Consider the following 18,595-nt stretch of genomic DNA (forward strand, 5'->3'; position numbering starts at 1 on the left):
GAAGCGATGGATATATTAGTTCAGAAATTTGGAGGGACATCTGTAAAAGATAAAGCAACAAGACATAAAGCAATTAACCATATTCAATCAGCAAAAGGAGAAGGTTATAAAGTTGTTGTCGTTGTTTCTGCAATAGGTCGTGCACCAGAGCCTTATGCAACAGATTCGTTATTAGCATTAATCAATTATCCTAATGGTTATCAATCTAATCGTGAACAAGATCTCTTGCTCGCATGTGGTGAAATTATATCAGCAGTCGTTTTTTCAAATGAATTAAAGGAAGCTGGTTTAAAAGCGACAGCATTAACAGGTGCTCAAGCGGGCTTTATTACAACGAGTGATTTTACTGCTGCTAAGATTCAATCGATGGAGGTCGAGCGTCTAAAACATGAATTAGCGGCTAATGATGTGGTCGTCGTCGCTGGTTTTCAAGGTCAAACTTTAGATCATGAGACAACTACTCTGGGCCGCGGAGGTAGTGATACGTCCGCTGCAGCACTGGGTGCTGCCCTAGATGCGAAATTTATCGATATTTTCACCGATGTAGATGGTATTATGACAGCAGATCCGCGTGTTGTAAAAGAAGCACGTACCCTAGATGTCGTAACCTATAACGAGATTTGTAATCTTGCCTACCAAGGTGCAAAAGTGATTCATCCGCGTGCGGTTGAAATCGCAATGCAAGCAAAGGTTCCCATTCGTGTTCGCTCAACAGATCATGATCATATTGGAACACTGATAACCACTTCTATAGACGATGTTAAAGGTAAGGATATTCCGGATCGTCTCATAACAGGTATTGCTCATATGTCAGGTATTACCCAAGTAAAGATAGAAGCAGATCAACAAGTAGAGTTTATGCATGCTCGTATTTTTAAAGCAATGGCTGATGCTGGGATTTCAGTTGATTTTATTAATATTTTCCCTAACGGTATCGTCTATACGATTCCAGAAGTATTAAGTGAAAAAGCGCATCATTTACTTAAAGATTTAGGTTATCATCCTATCTTTACGCATCATTGTGCTAAAGTATCACTAGTGGGGGCAGGGATGACAGGTGTACCTGGGGTAACGGCTACCATTGTTCAAAGCTTAACCAATGCAGGAGTGAAGATATTACAATCAGCAGATAGTCATACCACCATCTGGGTCTTAATTAACGATGAGGACCTTACTCTAGCAATTAATGCCCTGCATGAGGCATTTGCTTTGAAAGATCAATTAGCAGATAATAAGTGAATGATTATTGTTTGAAAGAAAGGAAGGCAAATCTCTATGCAGTTTGGAAAACTCTTAACAGCGATGGTTACACCATTTAACGATAAGAATCAAATTGATTACAGTAAAGTAACCGAGTTAATGCATTACCTTATCGAAAATGGTTCAGATGGTTTAGTAGTGGCAGGAACAACAGGAGAATCACCAACATTAACCCATCAAGAAAAGCTTGAGTTATTTAAACATACGGTCGCAGTGTCAAATCGCCAGTATCCTATTATAGCTGGGACGGGTTCTAATAATACAGAAGAAACGATTAAATTAACAAAAGAAGCTGAAGCAATTGGTGTTGATGCCGTTTTATTAGTTACACCTTACTATAATAAACCAAATCAATCTGGACTCTATCAACACTTTCTTGCTGTAGCTGAAGCAACAGACTTACCGATCATGCTCTATAATATTCCTGGTCGAACGATGGTTCACTTAACCGTTGATACAATTGTAGCTTTATCCAAGATAGACAACATTATTTCGGTCAAAGAGTCCAGTGGAAACCTTGATGCGATCTCACAAATTATCGAAGAGACTAACGATGATTTTTCTGTCTATAGTGGAGATGACAGTTTAACTTTACCGTTGAAAGCAATTGGAGCTGATGGTGTTGTATCTGTAGCCTCACATATTGTAGGGAATGAAATGAAAGAAATGTTAAATCGATTTGATGAAGGAGAAGTTAAGCAAGCATCTGCTATTCATCGATCGTTGCTTCCTATTATGAGAGGATTGTTTATGGCCCCTTCTCCCGCACCTGTTAAAGCAGCGTTAAGAATGAAAGGTATCGAAACAGGTAGTGTACGTTTACCACTTGTTAATGTTAATGAGGTGGAAGAGCAGTTGATTCGAGATTTAATTTAAACGTTAGAGTACAATATCTTTTGCTTGGATATTGTACTCTTTTCATTTGAATAGCCATCAGAATCACAGATAAGCGTCCGTAATTGCTCGCCTCAAAATAAAGGGTTGATCATTTGTTTAACCGGAAGCTAACGTCCTGATACACAAAACTATTAATCAGTGAAAAGATTGAAAAAACCACTGATTGAAGGTTCGTTTTATGCCTGTTTTATGTGCTATAATAAGGGAATGAGAAGTTTAAGATAAGGAGATTTTTAGGATGGCTCGTAAAAAGAATAAACGCAAAACATCAAAAAATAAATTAAAACTACAATTGCAATATGAATTGTATGGTATTCTTTTTATTCTATTAGCGATTTTTGGTAGTGGTGCTGGTTCAATTAGTGATGGTCTTATTCCAGCATGGTTAGAAAATTTCTTTCGGTTTTTCCTAGGTTTTTGGTATATGGTAGCTTCACTAGCTCTGTTTGCGTTTGGGCTTTATTTAATGATTAAAAGACAGATTCCTCGATTAATGACAAGAAAACTACTAGGCGTTCTTATACTATTTTTAGGTTTGTTGCTTTTAAGTCATATTGATCAGTATCATGTCTATCGCAGTGGCGTTGAAGAATCATCTATCATTAGGGAAACGTGGGACCAGTATATTAACTACCTCAATGGACGCGCTAGTGCAAGTGTTTTAGGTGGCGGTCTAATTGGAGCGGTTCTCTACGCTTCATCTTATGTATTATTTTCCACTACTGGTGCTGTTTTTTTAGCTATATTTATGATTCTTGTGGGTATTATTTTCTTAACCCACTTTTCGATTGGGACCTTTTTAGAGAAGCAAACAACTAACTTCAAAAAATTTATTGAAACGCACTATAAAAATTGGAAAGCGAATCGGGAGCACAAGAAATCAATACAATTACAAGCAGAATCACAAGAAAAGGTAACTAATACTCAACCAAATGATAATCAACAATTGGAAGAACCTGTTATCGAAGCTTTCACAGAGATAGCTTATGCAGAACAAGAAATCGATATGTCAAAGGGCAAAAAGGAAAGTCATCAAAATCAAATGACCGATAATCAAGAAGCTGATGTACCCCTTGACGTTGCACCAATGACCGAATTGGAAAATGTTGATTATAAGTTACCTATGGTTAATTTGCTTAATGAACCAAATAAAAAAGCACATCAACAAGAGCGTGGGCAAATTCAAGCTGTTGTTCGAAAGTTAGAATCCACATTTAATAGTTTTGGTGTTAAAGCTAAAGTGACACGGGTACATGTTGGTCCAGCGGTAACGAAATATGAAGTTTATCCTGAGGCTGGGGTGAAGGTTAGCAAGATTGTTAATCTCCATGATGATCTTGCCTTAGCCTTAGCAGCAAAAGATATTCGAATTGAGGCACCGATACCAGGAAAATCAGCAGTGGGTATTGAAGTGCCAAATACAGAAGTATCTATGGTTACACTTCGAGAAGTTTTTGAAACAAAACAAGTGAAAGAAAGCTCAATTCTGTCTTTTGTATTAGGACGAGATATATCTGGGGACGCCATTGTTGCAGAATTAAATAAAATGCCACACTTACTTGTTGCTGGAGCAACGGGAAGCGGGAAAAGTGTCTGTATTAATGGGATTATCACGAGTATTTTAATGCGGGCTAAACCACATGAAGTAAAGATGATGATGATTGATCCAAAAAAGGTTGAATTAAATATATATAATGGCATCCCGCATTTATTAGCACCAGTTGTAACCGATCCAAAAAAAGCGTCGCAAGCATTAAAAAAAGTCGTCTCGGAAATGGAACGACGTTATGAGCTGTTTTCTGATACAGGTAATCGTAATATCGAGGGTTACAACAATTATATAAATAGATATAACGAAACAGTAAGTGTAGAAGAGAGACAACCTCTTTTACCATATATCGTTGTTTTAGTAGATGAGCTAGCGGATTTAATGATGGTAGCATCCAATGAAGTCGAAGATGCGATTACACGTTTGGCGCAAATGGCTCGTGCTGCTGGCATTCATTTAATTATTGCTACTCAACGACCATCTGTAGATGTCATTACAGGTGTTATTAAAGCCAATATTCCATCCAGAATTGCATTTAGTGTATCATCACAAACGGATTCACGTACCATTCTAGATACAGGCGGTGCTGAGAAACTGTTAGGAAGAGGTGACATGCTCTTTTTACCAGTAGGTGCATCGAAACCCACTCGTATTCAAGGAGCCTTCTTGTCGGATGAAGAAGTTGAAAATGTTGTTGACCATTGTGTCGAACAACAAAAAGCACATTATCAAGAAGAAATGATTCCAGATGAAATTGAACAAAAACCATCGCAGCCAGAGGATGACTTGTTTGACGATGCGGTGCAATTGATTGTTGAGATGCAAAGTGCCAGTGTATCCATGCTCCAAAGGCGGTTTAGAATTGGTTATACGAGAGCCGCGCGATTAATTGATATGATGGAAGATAGAGGAATTGTCGGACCTTATGAGGGATCAAAACCACGAACGGTGTTGATATCCGAATATTCAGAGTAAGCATGTGCTTAGACTTACTTCAAAATAGGAAATTGTCGTAATTTCTGTTTATTTATTTTTTGTAAAGTGGTATATTGTTAATGACCAATCAAACGCTATAACTTGGAGGATGTTTATATGGTGAATAACCTATACGATAATGACTTGTTTAAAAAGACATTAATAAAATTACGTAAAGATATTGAACAAGGCATCTATCCACCAAATGAAAAGCTTCATCCTCTCTATGAGCTGGCTACAATTTATCAAGTCACGCGTACCATTATGGAAGCTATTATTGATCAATTAGTTGAAGAAAATGTGGTAACAAGGCGGTTAGGAATCGGTGTATTTGTAAACCCTAAGCCCATCTACTCTTCAGGTATTGAAGAGTTAGGAAGTGTGTCAGATATGATTCGAAAAGCAGGTAAACAACCAGGCACTCAATATGTAGCTGCTGAAGTGGTCAAACCCACTGCACATGATCTTAATAACTTTAATGCAACAGATCTTGAAGCGATTGCCCGTGTTGAACGTGTGCGTACTGCAGATGGTGAGCCCGTCGTCTATTGTATTGACAAAGTTGATCATGCTCGAATTCCGATTGGTCAAATTCACAGTCAAAATTCAATTTTCAAATTGATAGAAGACTATACAATGATGCGTATTCAGTATGCCCATACATATATTGAGCCGATTGGTTTTCATGAGAAGATATCTGCGATTTTGAATTGTAGACCGGATCAGTCTTTGTTGCTACTCAAGCAAATGCACTATACTGAAGAGCACCAGCCGATACTCTATTCAGCGAATTACTTTAGAAGCGATGCATTTCAATTCCATGTGGTAAGAAAGCGATTATAGTATTTTGTTTAGGACAGCCTAACATCTTTTTTAGTACGTTATTTGGTCAACTATTAACTATTTGGGGGTATTTAAGTGAAGAACAAACATTGGTTAATTCTTGCTTTATTGTTTGCAGCAGTATTGACTCTAGGTGCGTGTGGAACAGCTGATGAAGATGACACAGCGACAGATGACGCCACGGAGACAGACGAAGACACTACAGAAGATACAATAGACTTCTCAGTTGCAATGGTTACTGATGAAGGTGGGGTAGATGATCGCTCATTTAATCAATCTGCATGGGAAGGTATTCAAGCTTTTGGTGCTGAACATGGACTAGAGCGAGGTACGCACTATAATTATGCACAGTCTGATGATGCTGCTGATTACATGCCTAACCTTAATAATTTGTTACAACAAGATTATAATTTGATTTTTGGTGTGGGTTTCGAATTGAGAGAAGCTGTAGAACAAGTCGCATCAGCAAATCAAGATACACACTTTTCTATTATTGATGAAGTGATTGAAGCAGATAATGTTGCTAGCGTAACGTTCGCTGAAGAGCAAGGCTCATTTCTTGTTGGTGTAGCTGCAGCGTTAAAAGCGGAATCTGATGAAGTTGGTTTTGTTGGTGGTATTTCAAGCCCATTAATCAAACGCTTTGAAGTTGGCTATGTAGCGGGTGTTAAATCAGTAAATCCTGATTTAGATGTTCGCATTAATTATGCAGAGTCATTTAGTGATGAGCAAATGGGGCGATCATTTGCTAATAGCATGTACGGCGATGGTATAGATGTTATCTACCATGCTTCTGGTGCTGTAGGTAATGGTGTTTTTACAGAAGCAAGAAATCGTATTGAAAACAATCCAGACCAGCCTGTATGGGTAATTGGTGTTGACCGTGATCAATACGAAGAAGGCCAACAAGGTGATCATAATGTTACATTAACGTCAATGGTTAAACGTGTAGACGTTGCTGTTCAAGAAATTTCAGAAATGGCTTTATCAGGAGAGTTTCCAGGTGGAGAACATATCATATTAGGTCTTGAAGACGAAGCAATTGCTGTAGCTGATACAAATAGTGATGCATATACAGATGAAATTCGTGAAGCGGTTGAAGAATGGAAACAACGTATTCTAGATGGAGAAGTTGTGGTTCCACAAACGGATGAGGAATTAGAAGACTATTTAGACTCTCTTTAATTTAACCGAGAAAAGGCTAGAGATCTTCTAGTCTTTTTCTCTGTCTAGGAAATGTTATACATTTTCATCATAGATAGTCGTGCGTAAAACACTGCCTCAAAATAGAGAACAGAGATAAAACGATTTGAGTCATGATAACGGTGCTAATGTCCTGATTCACTTAACAACATAGTGGGCGAAGAGCGAAACTGCCCACTATAGATTGAAGGTTCGTTTTATATAAATGATAGCGTTCGATGATTCAGGTTAAATCATTAAATGAAAAGCAGTTACTCTCCCCTTTTCATTTGACGATTTTACCTCATAAGCAATGGGATGGGTGAAGATCTTGTAAATGAAAAGTCAATAAACATTGACGGTAACCAACCTTATAAATAAGGAGTGAACATAATGAGTAATTATATTGTTGAGATGTTAAACATTCGCAAAGAATTTCCTGGGATTGTAGCTAACAACAATGTTAATTTGCAATTAAAAAAAGGTGAGATACATGCATTACTTGGAGAGAATGGAGCAGGTAAATCAACATTAATGAATGTGTTGTTTGGATTGTATCAACCAGAAAAAGGAGAGATTCGGGTCAAAGGAGAAGTGGTGAAAATTAGTGACCCTAACATCGCCAATCGATTAGGTATAGGCATGGTTCACCAACATTTTATGCTTGTTGATACCTTCACTGTCGCACAAAACATTATCTTAGGAAGTGAGCCGAAAAAAAAGGGTGTTCTTGTTGATTTGAAACAAGCAGAAAAAGAAATTACTGAGCTTTCAGAACGTTATGGTTTAAGGGTTGATCCAAAAGCAAAGATAAGAGATATTTCTGTTGGTATGCAACAACGGGCAGAAATATTAAAGACCTTATATCGGGGAGCGGAAGTTATTATATTAGATGAACCAACAGCAGTATTAACTCCGCAAGAAATTAAAGAGCTTATTGGTATTATGAAATCTTTAATTAATGAAGGGATCTCAATTATTTTAATCACACATAAATTAAAGGAAATTATGGAAGTCTGTGATCGTTGTACGGTAATTCGAAAAGGTGAAGGAATAGGAACTGTCAATGTGAGTGAGACAAATGTTGATGAACTAGCATCTTTAATGGTGGGGCGTGATATTGCTTTTACCACAGAAAAGACACCAGCACAACCGAAAGATACCGTACTTTCAATTAAAAACTTACAAGTTAAAGATTTTAGGCAAGCACTTATGGTAAAAGATTTAAATTTAAATATTCAAGCTGGTGAAATTGTCGGCATTGCGGGTATTGATGGTAATGGACAGTCAGAGTTAATCGAGGCTATTACAGGACTGAGGAAAGTGGAATCTGGAGAAATTTTTCTTCATAACAAATCAATTACTCATATATCCACGCGCAAAGTAACAGAGGCAGGTGTGGCACACATTCCGCAAGATCGCCATAAGTTTGGGCTAGTTTTAGATTATCCAATTGGCGAAAACATGGTGTTACAAACGTATTATCAAAAACCTTTTTCAAACTTTAAGGTACTTTCATTCAAAAATATTTATCAGCATGCTTCAAGGTTAATTGAAGATTATGATGTAAGAACGCCATCAACACGGACAAAAGCTAGAGCACTATCTGGTGGTAATCAACAAAAGGCGATTATAGCTAGAGAGGTTGATCGCTCACCAGACCTCTTAATCGCGGCACAGCCAACACGTGGATTGGATGTAGGAGCGATAGAAAATATCCACAAACGATTAATTAAGGAACGTGATAAAGGAAGAGCTATTCTTCTCGTATCTTTTGAACTAGATGAAATTATCAATGTGAGTGATCGCATCGCTGTTATGTTTGATGGCCAAATTGTAGCTGAAGTTAAACCGGAAGAAACGAACGAACAAGAGCTGGGATTATTAATGGCCGGTAGTAGTAAAGAGAAAGCAGGTGAGTTGTAATGTTTTCTAATCGAACGTTTAATTTAATCGTTCCCATCTTTTCTGTGTTACTAGGATTTCTAGTTGGAGCGATTGTGATGTTGGCTTTCGGATATAGTCCAATAGAAGGTTATCGTGCACTCTGGAATGGTGCATTTGGCAATTCCTACTACCTTGGAGAAACGATTAGACAATCGATTCCGTTAATGTTAACAGGATTAGCTATTGCTTTTGCTTTTCGAAGTGGTTTGTTTAATATAGGCGCAGAGGGTCAAGTGTTTGTAGGTTGGTTGGCCGCTGTATGGTTAGGGATTGTTGTAGACTTGCCGACCATCATTCATTTGCCGCTAGCTCTTTTAGTTGCAGGACTTGCAGGCGCTTTGTGGGCATTGATTCCTGGCTTATTAAAGGCAACACGAGGTGTCCACGAAGTTGTGGTAACCATTATGATGAATTATATTGCCTTACATCTAAGTAATCATATTATTCGCGCTTACCTCTTAGAGTCTGGATCACGAACATCTCGGATTAGTGAAACAGCTTCGTTAAGAACAGAAGGTTTAACAACGTTATTTGGTGGCTCTCAAGTTCATTGGGGATTCATAATTGCGTTTATTTCAGCTATAACTATGTGGTTTTTACTTGAAAGAACTACATATGGTTATGAACTGCGCGCTGTTGGATACAACAAGCATGCAGCTCATTATGCTGGTATCAATGTGAAGCGAAATATTATAATGGCGATGATGATTTCAGGTTTATTTGCAGGACTTGCTGGTGCAATGGAGGGATTAGGTACATTTGGGAGCATGCATACACACGCAAGTTTCTCTAACTTGGGATTTGATGGTATTGCTGTTGCATTGTTAGGAGCAAATACAGCTATCGGATCCGTTATTTCTGCCTTTTTGTTTGGAGCATTGAAAGTAGGCTCACTAAGTATGCCGCCCATTTCAGGCGTCCCTTCTGAGTTGGTCGAAATAATTATTGCAGTAATTATCTTCTTTGTTGCATCAAGTTACATGATTCGTTGGATTGTACTTCGCTTTAAAAAGGAGGAGAAATAAATGCAAATTATTGATTTATTGCAATCAATGATGCCAATGGTATTATTTTATTCTGCTCCACTCATATTCACTGCGATAGGCGGTGTGTTTAGTGAACGTTCAGGCGTTGTAAACATTGGTCTAGAAGGTCTTATGGTGATGGGGGCATTTAGTGGTATTGTTTTTAATTTATCATTTGCAGAAATGTTTGGTACATTAACACCTTGGCTGTCACTACTTGTAGCAGGTTTGGTTTCAGGAATATTCTCTATTATGCATGCTGTTGCAGCTGTTACATTACGTGCTAATCAAGTGGTTAGTGGTGTTGCAATTAATATGATTGCGCTTGGTGTAGGTGTATTCTTAACAAGAGAATGGTATGGAAGTGGACAAACGAATTCTATTACTCAACCCTTTTATACTCGGTCGGTTCGTTTTTTATCCGACATCCCTATTATCGGAGAGATGTTTTTTAGTGGTATTTACTATATTGCTTATATTGCTATTCTTTTTGCGATATTGGCATGGTTCATTCTTTATAAAACACCCTTTGGTCTTCGTCTTCGTTCTGTAGGCGAGCACCCAATGGCCGCTGATACGAATGGAATTAGCGTTACAAAGATACGTTATGTTGCCGTTATTATATCTGGCTTTTTAGCTGGATTGGGTGGGGCGACCTATGCATTAACGATTTCATTAAATTTTGGTGGGGCGACAATCTCCGGGCAAGGTTTTATGTCACTAGCAGCCGTTATTTTTGGGAAATGGCACCCACTAGGTGCAATGGGAGCAGCCATTTTCTTTGGCTTTGCTCAAAGTCTAAGTGTTGTTGGCCGCAACTTTCCAATATTGGCTGATGTACCAAATGTCTATCTAATTATTGCTCCGTATGTATTGACTATTTTAGCATTGGCAGGATTTATTGGTCGCGCAGAAGCACCAAAAGCAAATGGCGAGCCATATATTAAAGGTAATCGTTAGTCAAGCAAAGGCAATTTAACGTTAGTATCGTGATCATCTCGTCTTTGTCAAATACGTTAATGAAAAATAATAATACCGATTAAACGCATGCTCCACAGTAGCTCAGTACTGTGGAGCATATTTTGTTATCATTTTAAATGATGATTAGAGAGTGTGGTAATTGTTACCGGATTTTTTTTAGTGTAAAATATAGTGGTAAAGTTAAAGATAGGTATGATAAAGACAAAATGCACCGTTATTAAGGAGGCTATTTATGATTGAATTAAATGAAGAACAAATAGACAAGAAGGGTTACAAGTTACATATTGTTAATAGTAAAAAATTTAAAACTGTTCATATAACAGCAAAGTTTCGTTGTTTATTAAAACGTGAAACCGTAACAAAAAGGGCGCTTTTACCTTTTGTATTGCAACAAGGTACGAAAAGATATACAACATCAAATGCTTTTCGGAGAGCATTAGATGATCTTTATGGCGCAGTATTGTCCATGGATGGTACCAAAAAAGGCGAACAACATATTCTGACTGCGCGAATGACCATTGCCAATCAAAATTATTTGTCTGATCAACACAATATTTTAACGGATGGGCTAAATCTCTTTAAAGAAGCATTGTTCGCCCCGAATGTCATTAACAATCGTTTTGATCCTAAAGTTGTTGAACGGGAAAAGCAAACATTAAAACAAAAGATTGCAGCAATTGTAGATGATAAAATGCATTATGCTAATATGCGAATGATTGATGAAATGTGTAAAGAAGAGCCTTATCATTTGCATGTCCATGGTTATCCAGATGATTTAGAACGCATTACTGCAGAAGAGCTTTATTCATATTATCAGTCTGTCATATCAGAAGATCCACTTGACTTGTATGTACTGGGCGATTTCGAATCGATTGATATTAAAAAGTTAATTGGTAATTTATTCGATCGAGATCTAAGTAAGCATCTAGATTTAGATATATCATCAGAAACCCCAGTAGTCAATGAAGTAAAAGACATTATTGAAGAGCAAGAATTACAACAAGGTAAGTTGCACTTTGGCTATCGAACGCATACGAAATACGCGGATAAGGATTATCCAGCTTTACAAGTATTTAATGCTATTTTTGGTGGTTTTCCTAGTTCTAAACTGTTTATTAATGTGCGCGAAAAAAATAGCTTAGCTTATTATGCAGCTTCTCGCTTTGAAAGTCATAAAGGATTGTTATTTGTTTTTAGTGGTATTGCCCCGACTGATTACGATAGGGCAAAAGCAATCATCTTAGAACAGATGGAGGCTATGCGTGAGGGTCAATTCACCGAAGCACAAATCGACGAAGCTAAGCGCTTAATTATTAATCAATACAAAGAAACGTTAGATGATCCATTTGGTATGACGGAAGTCCTTTATAACCAACAACTTGCTGATTCATCTCGTTCAGTTTCTGAGTTTATCGATGCTGTTGAATCTGTGAATCATCAAGCTATTGTACAAATGGCCAATAAAATTGAATTAGATACTACCTATTTCTTAACGGCAAAAGGAGGTCAGTCCAATGCATAAAAAGCATTATCCACAAATAAAAGAAACAGTTTATCGAGAGACGCTACCTAATGGCTTGCGTGTTATTTTAGTTCCAAAAAATGAAATGGCACAAACATATGGTGTCTTTACAACGGATTATGGATCAATTGATCAAAGCTTTGTTCCGATTGATTCAGATGAAAGGGTTACTGTACCTGATGGAATTGCCCACTTTTTAGAGCATAAACTATTTGAGAAAGAGGATCGTGATGTATTTCAAGATTTTACAAAGAACGGAGCATCTGCAAATGCTTTTACTTCTTTTACAAAAACCGCGTATTTATTTTCAGCAACTTCCGAAGTGGATAAAAATACTGAGATTTTGTTAGATTTTGTACAAACACCATACTTCTCAGATCAATCGGTTGAGAAAGAAAAAGGAATAATTGCTCAAGAAATACAAATGTACGATGACCAAGCAGACTGGCGAGCATTTTTTGGGATTATAGGAACGATGTATGACGTACATCCTGTTAAAATTGATATTGCCGGAACAGTTGACTCGATACAATTGATTACAAAGGAAGATCTTTATTCTTGCTATCACACCTTTTATCATCCATCAAATATGACACTGACCTTAGTCGGGCAATTTGATCCTGAACAAATGATTGCATTAATTAAAGCGAATCAAGCACAAAAAACTTTTGAAAAAACTCCACATATTAATCGCTTCTATCCTGACGAAGCGTTAGGGGTAGCAAAGTCTGAAGATGCGATTGAAATGCCAGTTGCTGTAGCTAAGTGTATGGTTGGTATTAAAGAAGAACCTAAGCAAGATAGCCAAACGTTTATAAAAGAAGAATTATTGGCGGACATGTTATTAGATTATTTTTACTCGAAATCAGGTGAATACTATCAAGAATTGTATGACTTGGATTTGATTGATGGAAGTCTTGGGTTCGAATCAGAGCGTCAAAAGCAGTTTGCCTTTTCTGTTATTGGTGGAAACACTAGCGATCCAGATAAATTTGCTAAAACAGTAAAGTCACAACTTGAGTCATTCAAGTCTTATCAGCTCCGTAAAGAAGATTTTGAGCGAATGAAACGTAAGATGATGGGTGGCTTATTAAGAGATATGAATAGCACTTCAGAAATTGCTAATCAAGTTAGCCAATATCAAATGCTCGATATTGATTTTTTTGAGCTTTTACCAACTTTAGAATCGTTATCTTTACAAGATGCTAACCAATTTTTGAATAATTGGATTAAAGATGATAATGTCGCTATATTCCAAGTTAGGATAGCTGAGGCATCGTAACGATGGTTTATCATCTGCTTATTATTTGAGCAAGTGAAGAAATAGGCGCTAGTATTGAATCTGATGGGTGCATTATCACTAAACGATGAGGAACAGTAAAAGATGTTGCAAATTTAGTAACTTTTTTGCTTGATCAGAAGTCTAATTATATAAATGGAGAAAATATTGCTATCGGGTGATTGGCAATGAGGGGTAGGGAAAAAATAATTGTTCGATCATGACATTCTCCTCTTTTATAATGAGTGGAAATCATTTATTATAGTAGTAGTATGCTCAAGTAAAATGATAGTTGACAGTGATTAAGTAAACGGATGGTGTTATAGATGCAAATTGGTGAAAAATTAAAAGAAGCGCGTTTGGAGAAAGGTCTTTCCTTGGATGATGTCCAACGTTTAACTAAAATTCAAACGAGACATTTACAAGCTATTGAAAGGAATGATTTTTCAGTTATACCTGGAAGCTTTTATATACGTGCTTTTATTAAAGAGTATGCAAATGTTGTCGACTTAGACCCGAATCAGCTTCTAAGTGAACACCGAAGCGAAATACCAGCTCCAGAAGCGGAAAATGCTGTAGAATATACACGGATGCAACGGACAAGAGGAAAAACAACTTCATCAAAAACGTCACCATTTACTTCCTTGTTACCTACTGTATTTGTTATTCTCCTTATTGTTGGTGTAGGTTTCTTTATATGGCGGATTACGTTAGGTCCGGGGCAGCAAGATTCAGGAAATGGAAATGATCAAGTGCAAACGGACCAATCAGCTGGCGATGAAGTCTCATTACCACCTGATACGGATGAAGAAGATAATGGGCAAGAACAGTCCGATTCAAATGATAACGATGATGAGGAAGAAGAAGAGCAAGAAGAAGACAGTGAAGATCCAGAATTGACCTTTGTTTCTTATGAAAGTAACCAATCGATTTATCAATTGGAAAGTGAAGATGAAATGATTGAATTAAAGATTGAAACATCAGATAGTAATTGGTTGGAAATTGAAGATGATTCAGGTGAGCGTTTGTATTACTCCACATTTCAATCTAGTGAGTCACCGCTTACCATTGATGTTACTGATCAATCTTTTGTTTATTTGAGATTTGGAAATCCGAGTGTGATTGATTTCTCAATTAATGATTTAGACGTGGTTCTCTCCGAGGATATTGCGCCTACAGCTGTCCAACAGCTTTGGATCTATATTAATGAAGAGCCTGAGTCATAATTTTACACCAATTTTTAGCTTTTTCGAGACCCTTCTCATCAAGAGGTGAGAGGGGTTAACTTCTGTTACAGAATTAAGGTTTACATATAATTATCTAAGATAATTAACTGCCAATTAGTGTGGAGAACGAATGCGCCATTGATTGAACGTTCGTTTTATATCGCTTAATAAATGGAAAGGGTGGATGATTAAATGAACATTCCAAATCGGATCACTTTATCACGTATTTTTTTAATTCCTATTTTTATATTACTACTAACCTTGCCTTTGGATTGGGGGAGTTGGACGATTGGGTATCAGACATTACCAATTGTTGACTTCGTAGCAGCATTGCTATTTATTGTAGCCTCAGGCACAGATTGGGTCGATGGTTATTATGCTCGCAAGTATAATTTAGTAACGAATTTAGGGAAGTTTTTAGATCCAATGGCAGATAAATTACTGGTAACAGCAGCCTTTATCTTGCTGATAGAGATGGGTACGGCTTCGGCTTGGGTTGTGATCATTATCATTTCTCGAGAATTTGCGGTAACAGGCTTACGTCTTGTTGCAGCTGGGGAGGGGATTGTACTGGCTGCGGGACAGATGGGTAAATGGAAAACGACTTTTCAATTACTAGCGATCAGCGTCCTATTATTACATGATTTTCCTTTCTCTTACTTAAATTGGCCTGTAGGAACGATTTTATTATATGTTGCGCTTATACTTACTGTTGTTTCTGGTGTCGATTACTTTGTAAAGAATTGGCATGTTATAAAGGAGTCAAGGTAATGAAAGGAATCCAAGCAGAGATTGTTGCAGTGGGTACAGAATTGTTACTTGGACAAATTGCTAATACAAATGCGCAATGGATATCGCAACAGTTAGCGATTAGAGGGATCAGTGTCTATTATCATCATGTGGTTGGTGATAATGAGAAGCGGTTCTTAGAAGTCTTACAATCAGCAACGCAACGTTCTGATCTTATTTTAATAACGGGTGGCCTTGGACCAACGGATGATGATTTGACTCGAGAAACAGTCGCTCAATTTGTAGGGAAGCAGTTAGTTGAAAGTAAACAAGCATTGGCAGACATAGAAGCCTATTTTAAAAGAAGCAATCGTGTAATGGCTACTAATAATAGAAAGCAAGCACACGTTATACCTGGTGCAACCATTATTCCAAATCGATCTGGAACGGCACCAGGTATGATTGTCCCTCATCAAGATTGCCATCTTATTTTAATGCCAGGTGTTCCTGATGAAATGAAGGGGATGATGGAAGATACTGTTTTCCCCTATTTAGAGGATCGTTTAACACTCAATGATGTTATTACGTCTAAGATGCTTCGCTTCATAGGCATTGGTGAATCTGAACTTGAAATGAAAGTGAAGCACTTAATTGAACAGCAAACGAATCCGACTATTGCACCGTTAGCAACCGACGGAGAAGTAGCACTACGGCTAACAGCAAAAGCCGAGTCTGCTGATGGAGCAAACCAGTTAATTAATGTAGCTCAACAACAAATTGAAAAGGTTGTCGGTGACTATATTTATGGCGTAAATGACCAAACCATTAATCAAGTTATTGTTAATTGGCTTAATCGAAATCAGCAAACCATTGCTGCAGCTGAGAGTTTAACGGGTGGGCGCTTTGCAGACGCAATGGTATCTGTACCTGGTGCTGGTCATGTTTTTAAAGGAAGTATTGTAAGCTATACACCCGATGCGAAAGTAGCAGTGCTTGATATTGATCAATCTATTCTTGATCAGTATGGGATGGTTAGTGAACATTGTGCTTATCAAATGGCTAAACATGCAAAAAATAAATTCGATGCAACATATGGCATTAGCTTCACCGGTGTAGCTGGTCCCGATGAATTGGAAGGGAAAGACGTAGGTACGGTATATATTTGTTTTTATCATTCAGAAGACAACTATAAGATTGAGCAATTTTCCTTTCCAAAAAATAGAGAAATTGTCCGTAATCGCTCGGTAAAAAAAGGTTTAGCATTAATTTATCAATATTTGAAAAAAAACCATTAAGAAAGCTAATTATTTAAGGTTTTTCAACTATTCTATAAAAAGCAGCTGGTTTACTAACTAAAAAAATAAGAACATTCATTCGCATTTTGCTTGTTTAATTGTTTAAAACGGTGTATGATAGGTTTAGTTGAAATTATGAGGAGGAATTCTGGTGAGTGATCGCAAACAGGCCTTAGATATGGCTTTAAAATCGATAGAGAAACAATTTGGAAAAGGTTCTATTATGAAACTAGGTGAGCAAGCTGAACAGAAAATAGCAACGGTTTCAAGTGGCTCTTTAGCTTTAGATGTAGCTTTAGGTGTTGGTGGCTACCCAAGAGGCCGTGTTATTGAAATATATGGACCTGAATCATCAGGTAAGACAACAGTATCGCTTCATGCAATAGCAGAATCCCAAAAACAAGGTGGAACAGCTGCTTTTATTGATGCCGAACATGCCCTTGATCCGGTATATGCTAGAAAGTTAGGCGTGAATATTGATGAACTATTACTCTCGCAGCCTGATACTGGTGAGCAAGCATTAGAAATTGCTGAAGCTTTAGTGCGCAGTGGAGCGGTAGATATTATTGTTATTGATTCCGTTGCAGCCTTGGTTCCGAAGGCGGAAATTGAGGGTGAGATGGGAGATGCTCATGTTGGTCTTCAGGCTAGACTTATGTCACAAGCTTTGCGGAAGCTTTCAGGAGCGATTAATAAGTCAAAGACAACGGCTATTTTCATTAACCAAATTCGTGAAAAAGTGGGTGTCATGTTTGGTAACCCTGAGACAACTCCTGGGGGACGTGCGTTAAAATTCTACTCTTCCGTACGTTTAGAAGTTCGTCGTGCAGAGACGATTAAGCAAGGCAACGATATGGTTGGTAATCGAACACGGATAAAAGTGGTTAAAAACAAAGTAGCTCCGCCGTTTAAACAAGCTGAAGTAGACATTATGTACGGTGAAGGTATCTCTCGCGAAGGGGAAATGCTTGATATTGCCTCTGACTTGGATATTGTGATGAAAAGTGGAGCATGGTATTCATACAATGATGAACGTCTTGGACAAGGACGTGAAAATTCTAAGCAGTTCTTAAAAGAGAATACGGCAATTGCTACAGAAATCTACCAAGCAGTACGTAATCATTATAATATGGATGAACTTAATCCTGATGAAGAACCTATCATGGATGAACTTATTGAAGATGGTAAGTAAATAGAAAACGGATAAGACAGTGCCTTAAAGTTATGGTGACCCTAAAAGTTAAAGCTGAATTTAACGACTGGGGTTTGACTAAAGGTGCTGTCTTTTGTCTTGTCATTAATGGCGCTATACTGAATGTGGTGGTGTCCTCTATCGTGATAGTGTGCAAAAAAACACACGCATTCTCACTCCCTTTGTTATCCTAAAGTTGTCGAGACAATAGAAAAAGAGAGGGGCTATGAGTGCGGATTCATATGAAACGGAGTAAGAGGTCATTGTGGAAGTCGCCTTATAAATTGTCAGGGAAAGGACGAGAAAAGGTTGAGAAGCTTTTACAAATGGATCCACGCTTAAAAGAAGCGTATGAGTTAAAGAACAAATTAGATGAATGGTTTAAGACAAGTGATGAGAAGACAGCTAGAAAAGGAATGGCGGCATGTCTAGAATGGAAGCGTGCTTCTAACATTAATGCATTTCACCGCGTAAGAAAAACGTTTATACGTTGGAAACAAGCGATCTTACAATCGTTCATGTATCCATTTAATAATGGTTATATCGAAGGCATAAACAATACGATAAAGGTTTTAAAGCGAGACTCTTGGCATCAAAAATTTTCAACGTTTGAAACATAAAATATTATGGCAACAAGAGGTTAAAAAGGCTCTCGTTTGAAATAGCACATAGCAGAGGAAATATGCGAGACTC

At 37.6% G+C, this 18,595-nt stretch carries 14 protein-coding genes and 1 pseudogene; all 15 read left to right on the forward strand.

Annotated features, from left to right (window positions below; translation table 11 throughout):
* Positions 1-6 precede the first annotated feature (6 nt).
* Positions 7-1,239 carry an aspartate kinase gene (dapG, locus tag B494_RS0108340; protein ID WP_017471937.1) on the forward strand — a complete coding sequence of 411 codons (1,233 nt, stop codon included), beginning with the start codon at positions 7-9 and terminating at the stop codon, positions 1,237-1,239.
* A 36-nt stretch (positions 1,240-1,275) separates the two neighbouring features.
* Positions 1,276-2,136, forward strand: coding sequence for a 4-hydroxy-tetrahydrodipicolinate synthase (gene dapA / locus B494_RS0108345; protein WP_017471938.1), 861 nt, complete (start codon positions 1,276-1,278; stop codon positions 2,134-2,136).
* 259 nt (positions 2,137-2,395) lie between these two features.
* Positions 2,396-4,681, forward strand: a complete 2,286-nt coding sequence (locus B494_RS0108350; RefSeq protein ID WP_017471939.1) for an FtsK/SpoIIIE family DNA translocase — start codon at positions 2,396-2,398, stop codon at positions 4,679-4,681.
* 117 nt (positions 4,682-4,798) lie between these two features.
* Complete coding sequence (locus tag B494_RS0108355) at positions 4,799-5,524, forward strand: GntR family transcriptional regulator (RefSeq protein ID WP_017471940.1); 726 nt, start codon at positions 4,799-4,801, stop codon at positions 5,522-5,524.
* A gap of 75 nt (positions 5,525-5,599) precedes the next feature.
* The gene (locus B494_RS0108360; protein ID WP_017471941.1) at positions 5,600-6,709 is read left to right on the forward strand and encodes a BMP family lipoprotein; all 1,110 of its coding nucleotides are present in this window, start codon (positions 5,600-5,602) and stop codon (positions 6,707-6,709) included.
* A 390-nt stretch (positions 6,710-7,099) separates the two neighbouring features.
* Entirely contained in the window at positions 7,100-8,632 is a 1,533-nt protein-coding gene (locus B494_RS0108365) for an ABC transporter ATP-binding protein (protein ID WP_017471942.1), read from the forward strand.
* Positions 8,632-9,678, forward strand: coding sequence for an ABC transporter permease (locus B494_RS0108370; protein WP_017471943.1), 1,047 nt, complete (start codon positions 8,632-8,634; stop codon positions 9,676-9,678). Before B494_RS0108365 ends, B494_RS0108370 begins: the two co-directional genes overlap by 1 nt.
* Entirely contained in the window at positions 9,679-10,638 is a 960-nt protein-coding gene (locus B494_RS0108375; protein WP_017471944.1) for an ABC transporter permease, read from the forward strand.
* 253 nt (positions 10,639-10,891) lie between these two features.
* On the forward strand, positions 10,892-12,181 hold the full coding sequence (gene yfmF / locus B494_RS0108380) for an EF-P 5-aminopentanol modification-associated protein YfmF (RefSeq protein ID WP_017471945.1): 1,290 nt from the start codon (positions 10,892-10,894) through the stop codon (positions 12,179-12,181).
* Positions 12,174-13,463: an EF-P 5-aminopentanol modification-associated protein YfmH gene (yfmH, locus tag B494_RS0108385; RefSeq protein ID WP_017471946.1), complete on the forward strand. Its 1,290-nt coding sequence runs from the start codon at positions 12,174-12,176 to the stop codon at positions 13,461-13,463. Before yfmF ends, yfmH begins: the two co-directional genes overlap by 8 nt.
* Before the next feature lie 323 nt (positions 13,464-13,786).
* Positions 13,787-14,686, forward strand: a complete 900-nt coding sequence (locus B494_RS0108390) for a helix-turn-helix domain-containing protein (RefSeq protein ID WP_017471947.1) — start codon at positions 13,787-13,789, stop codon at positions 14,684-14,686.
* 192 nt (positions 14,687-14,878) lie between these two features.
* Positions 14,879-15,457: a CDP-diacylglycerol--glycerol-3-phosphate 3-phosphatidyltransferase gene (gene pgsA, locus B494_RS0108395; protein WP_017471948.1), complete on the forward strand. Its 579-nt coding sequence runs from the start codon at positions 14,879-14,881 to the stop codon at positions 15,455-15,457.
* Positions 15,457-16,710 (forward strand): competence/damage-inducible protein A, encoded by a 1,254-nt coding sequence (locus B494_RS0108400; protein WP_017471949.1) that lies wholly within the window; start codon positions 15,457-15,459, stop codon positions 16,708-16,710. Before pgsA ends, B494_RS0108400 begins: the two co-directional genes overlap by 1 nt.
* A gap of 151 nt (positions 16,711-16,861) precedes the next feature.
* Positions 16,862-17,902: a recombinase RecA gene (gene recA, locus B494_RS0108405; protein WP_017471950.1), complete on the forward strand. Its 1,041-nt coding sequence runs from the start codon at positions 16,862-16,864 to the stop codon at positions 17,900-17,902.
* A gap of 233 nt (positions 17,903-18,135) precedes the next feature.
* Positions 18,136-18,562 (forward strand): annotated as a pseudogene (locus tag B494_RS19890) (ISL3 family transposase); the annotation flags it as partial.
* Positions 18,563-18,595 lie beyond the last annotated feature (33 nt).

Origin of the sequence: Amphibacillus jilinensis Y1 (genome assembly GCF_000306965.1) — a bacterium.
In the GTDB taxonomy this organism is placed as follows: Bacteria; Bacillota; Bacilli; order Bacillales; family Amphibacillaceae; genus Amphibacillus_C; species Amphibacillus_C jilinensis.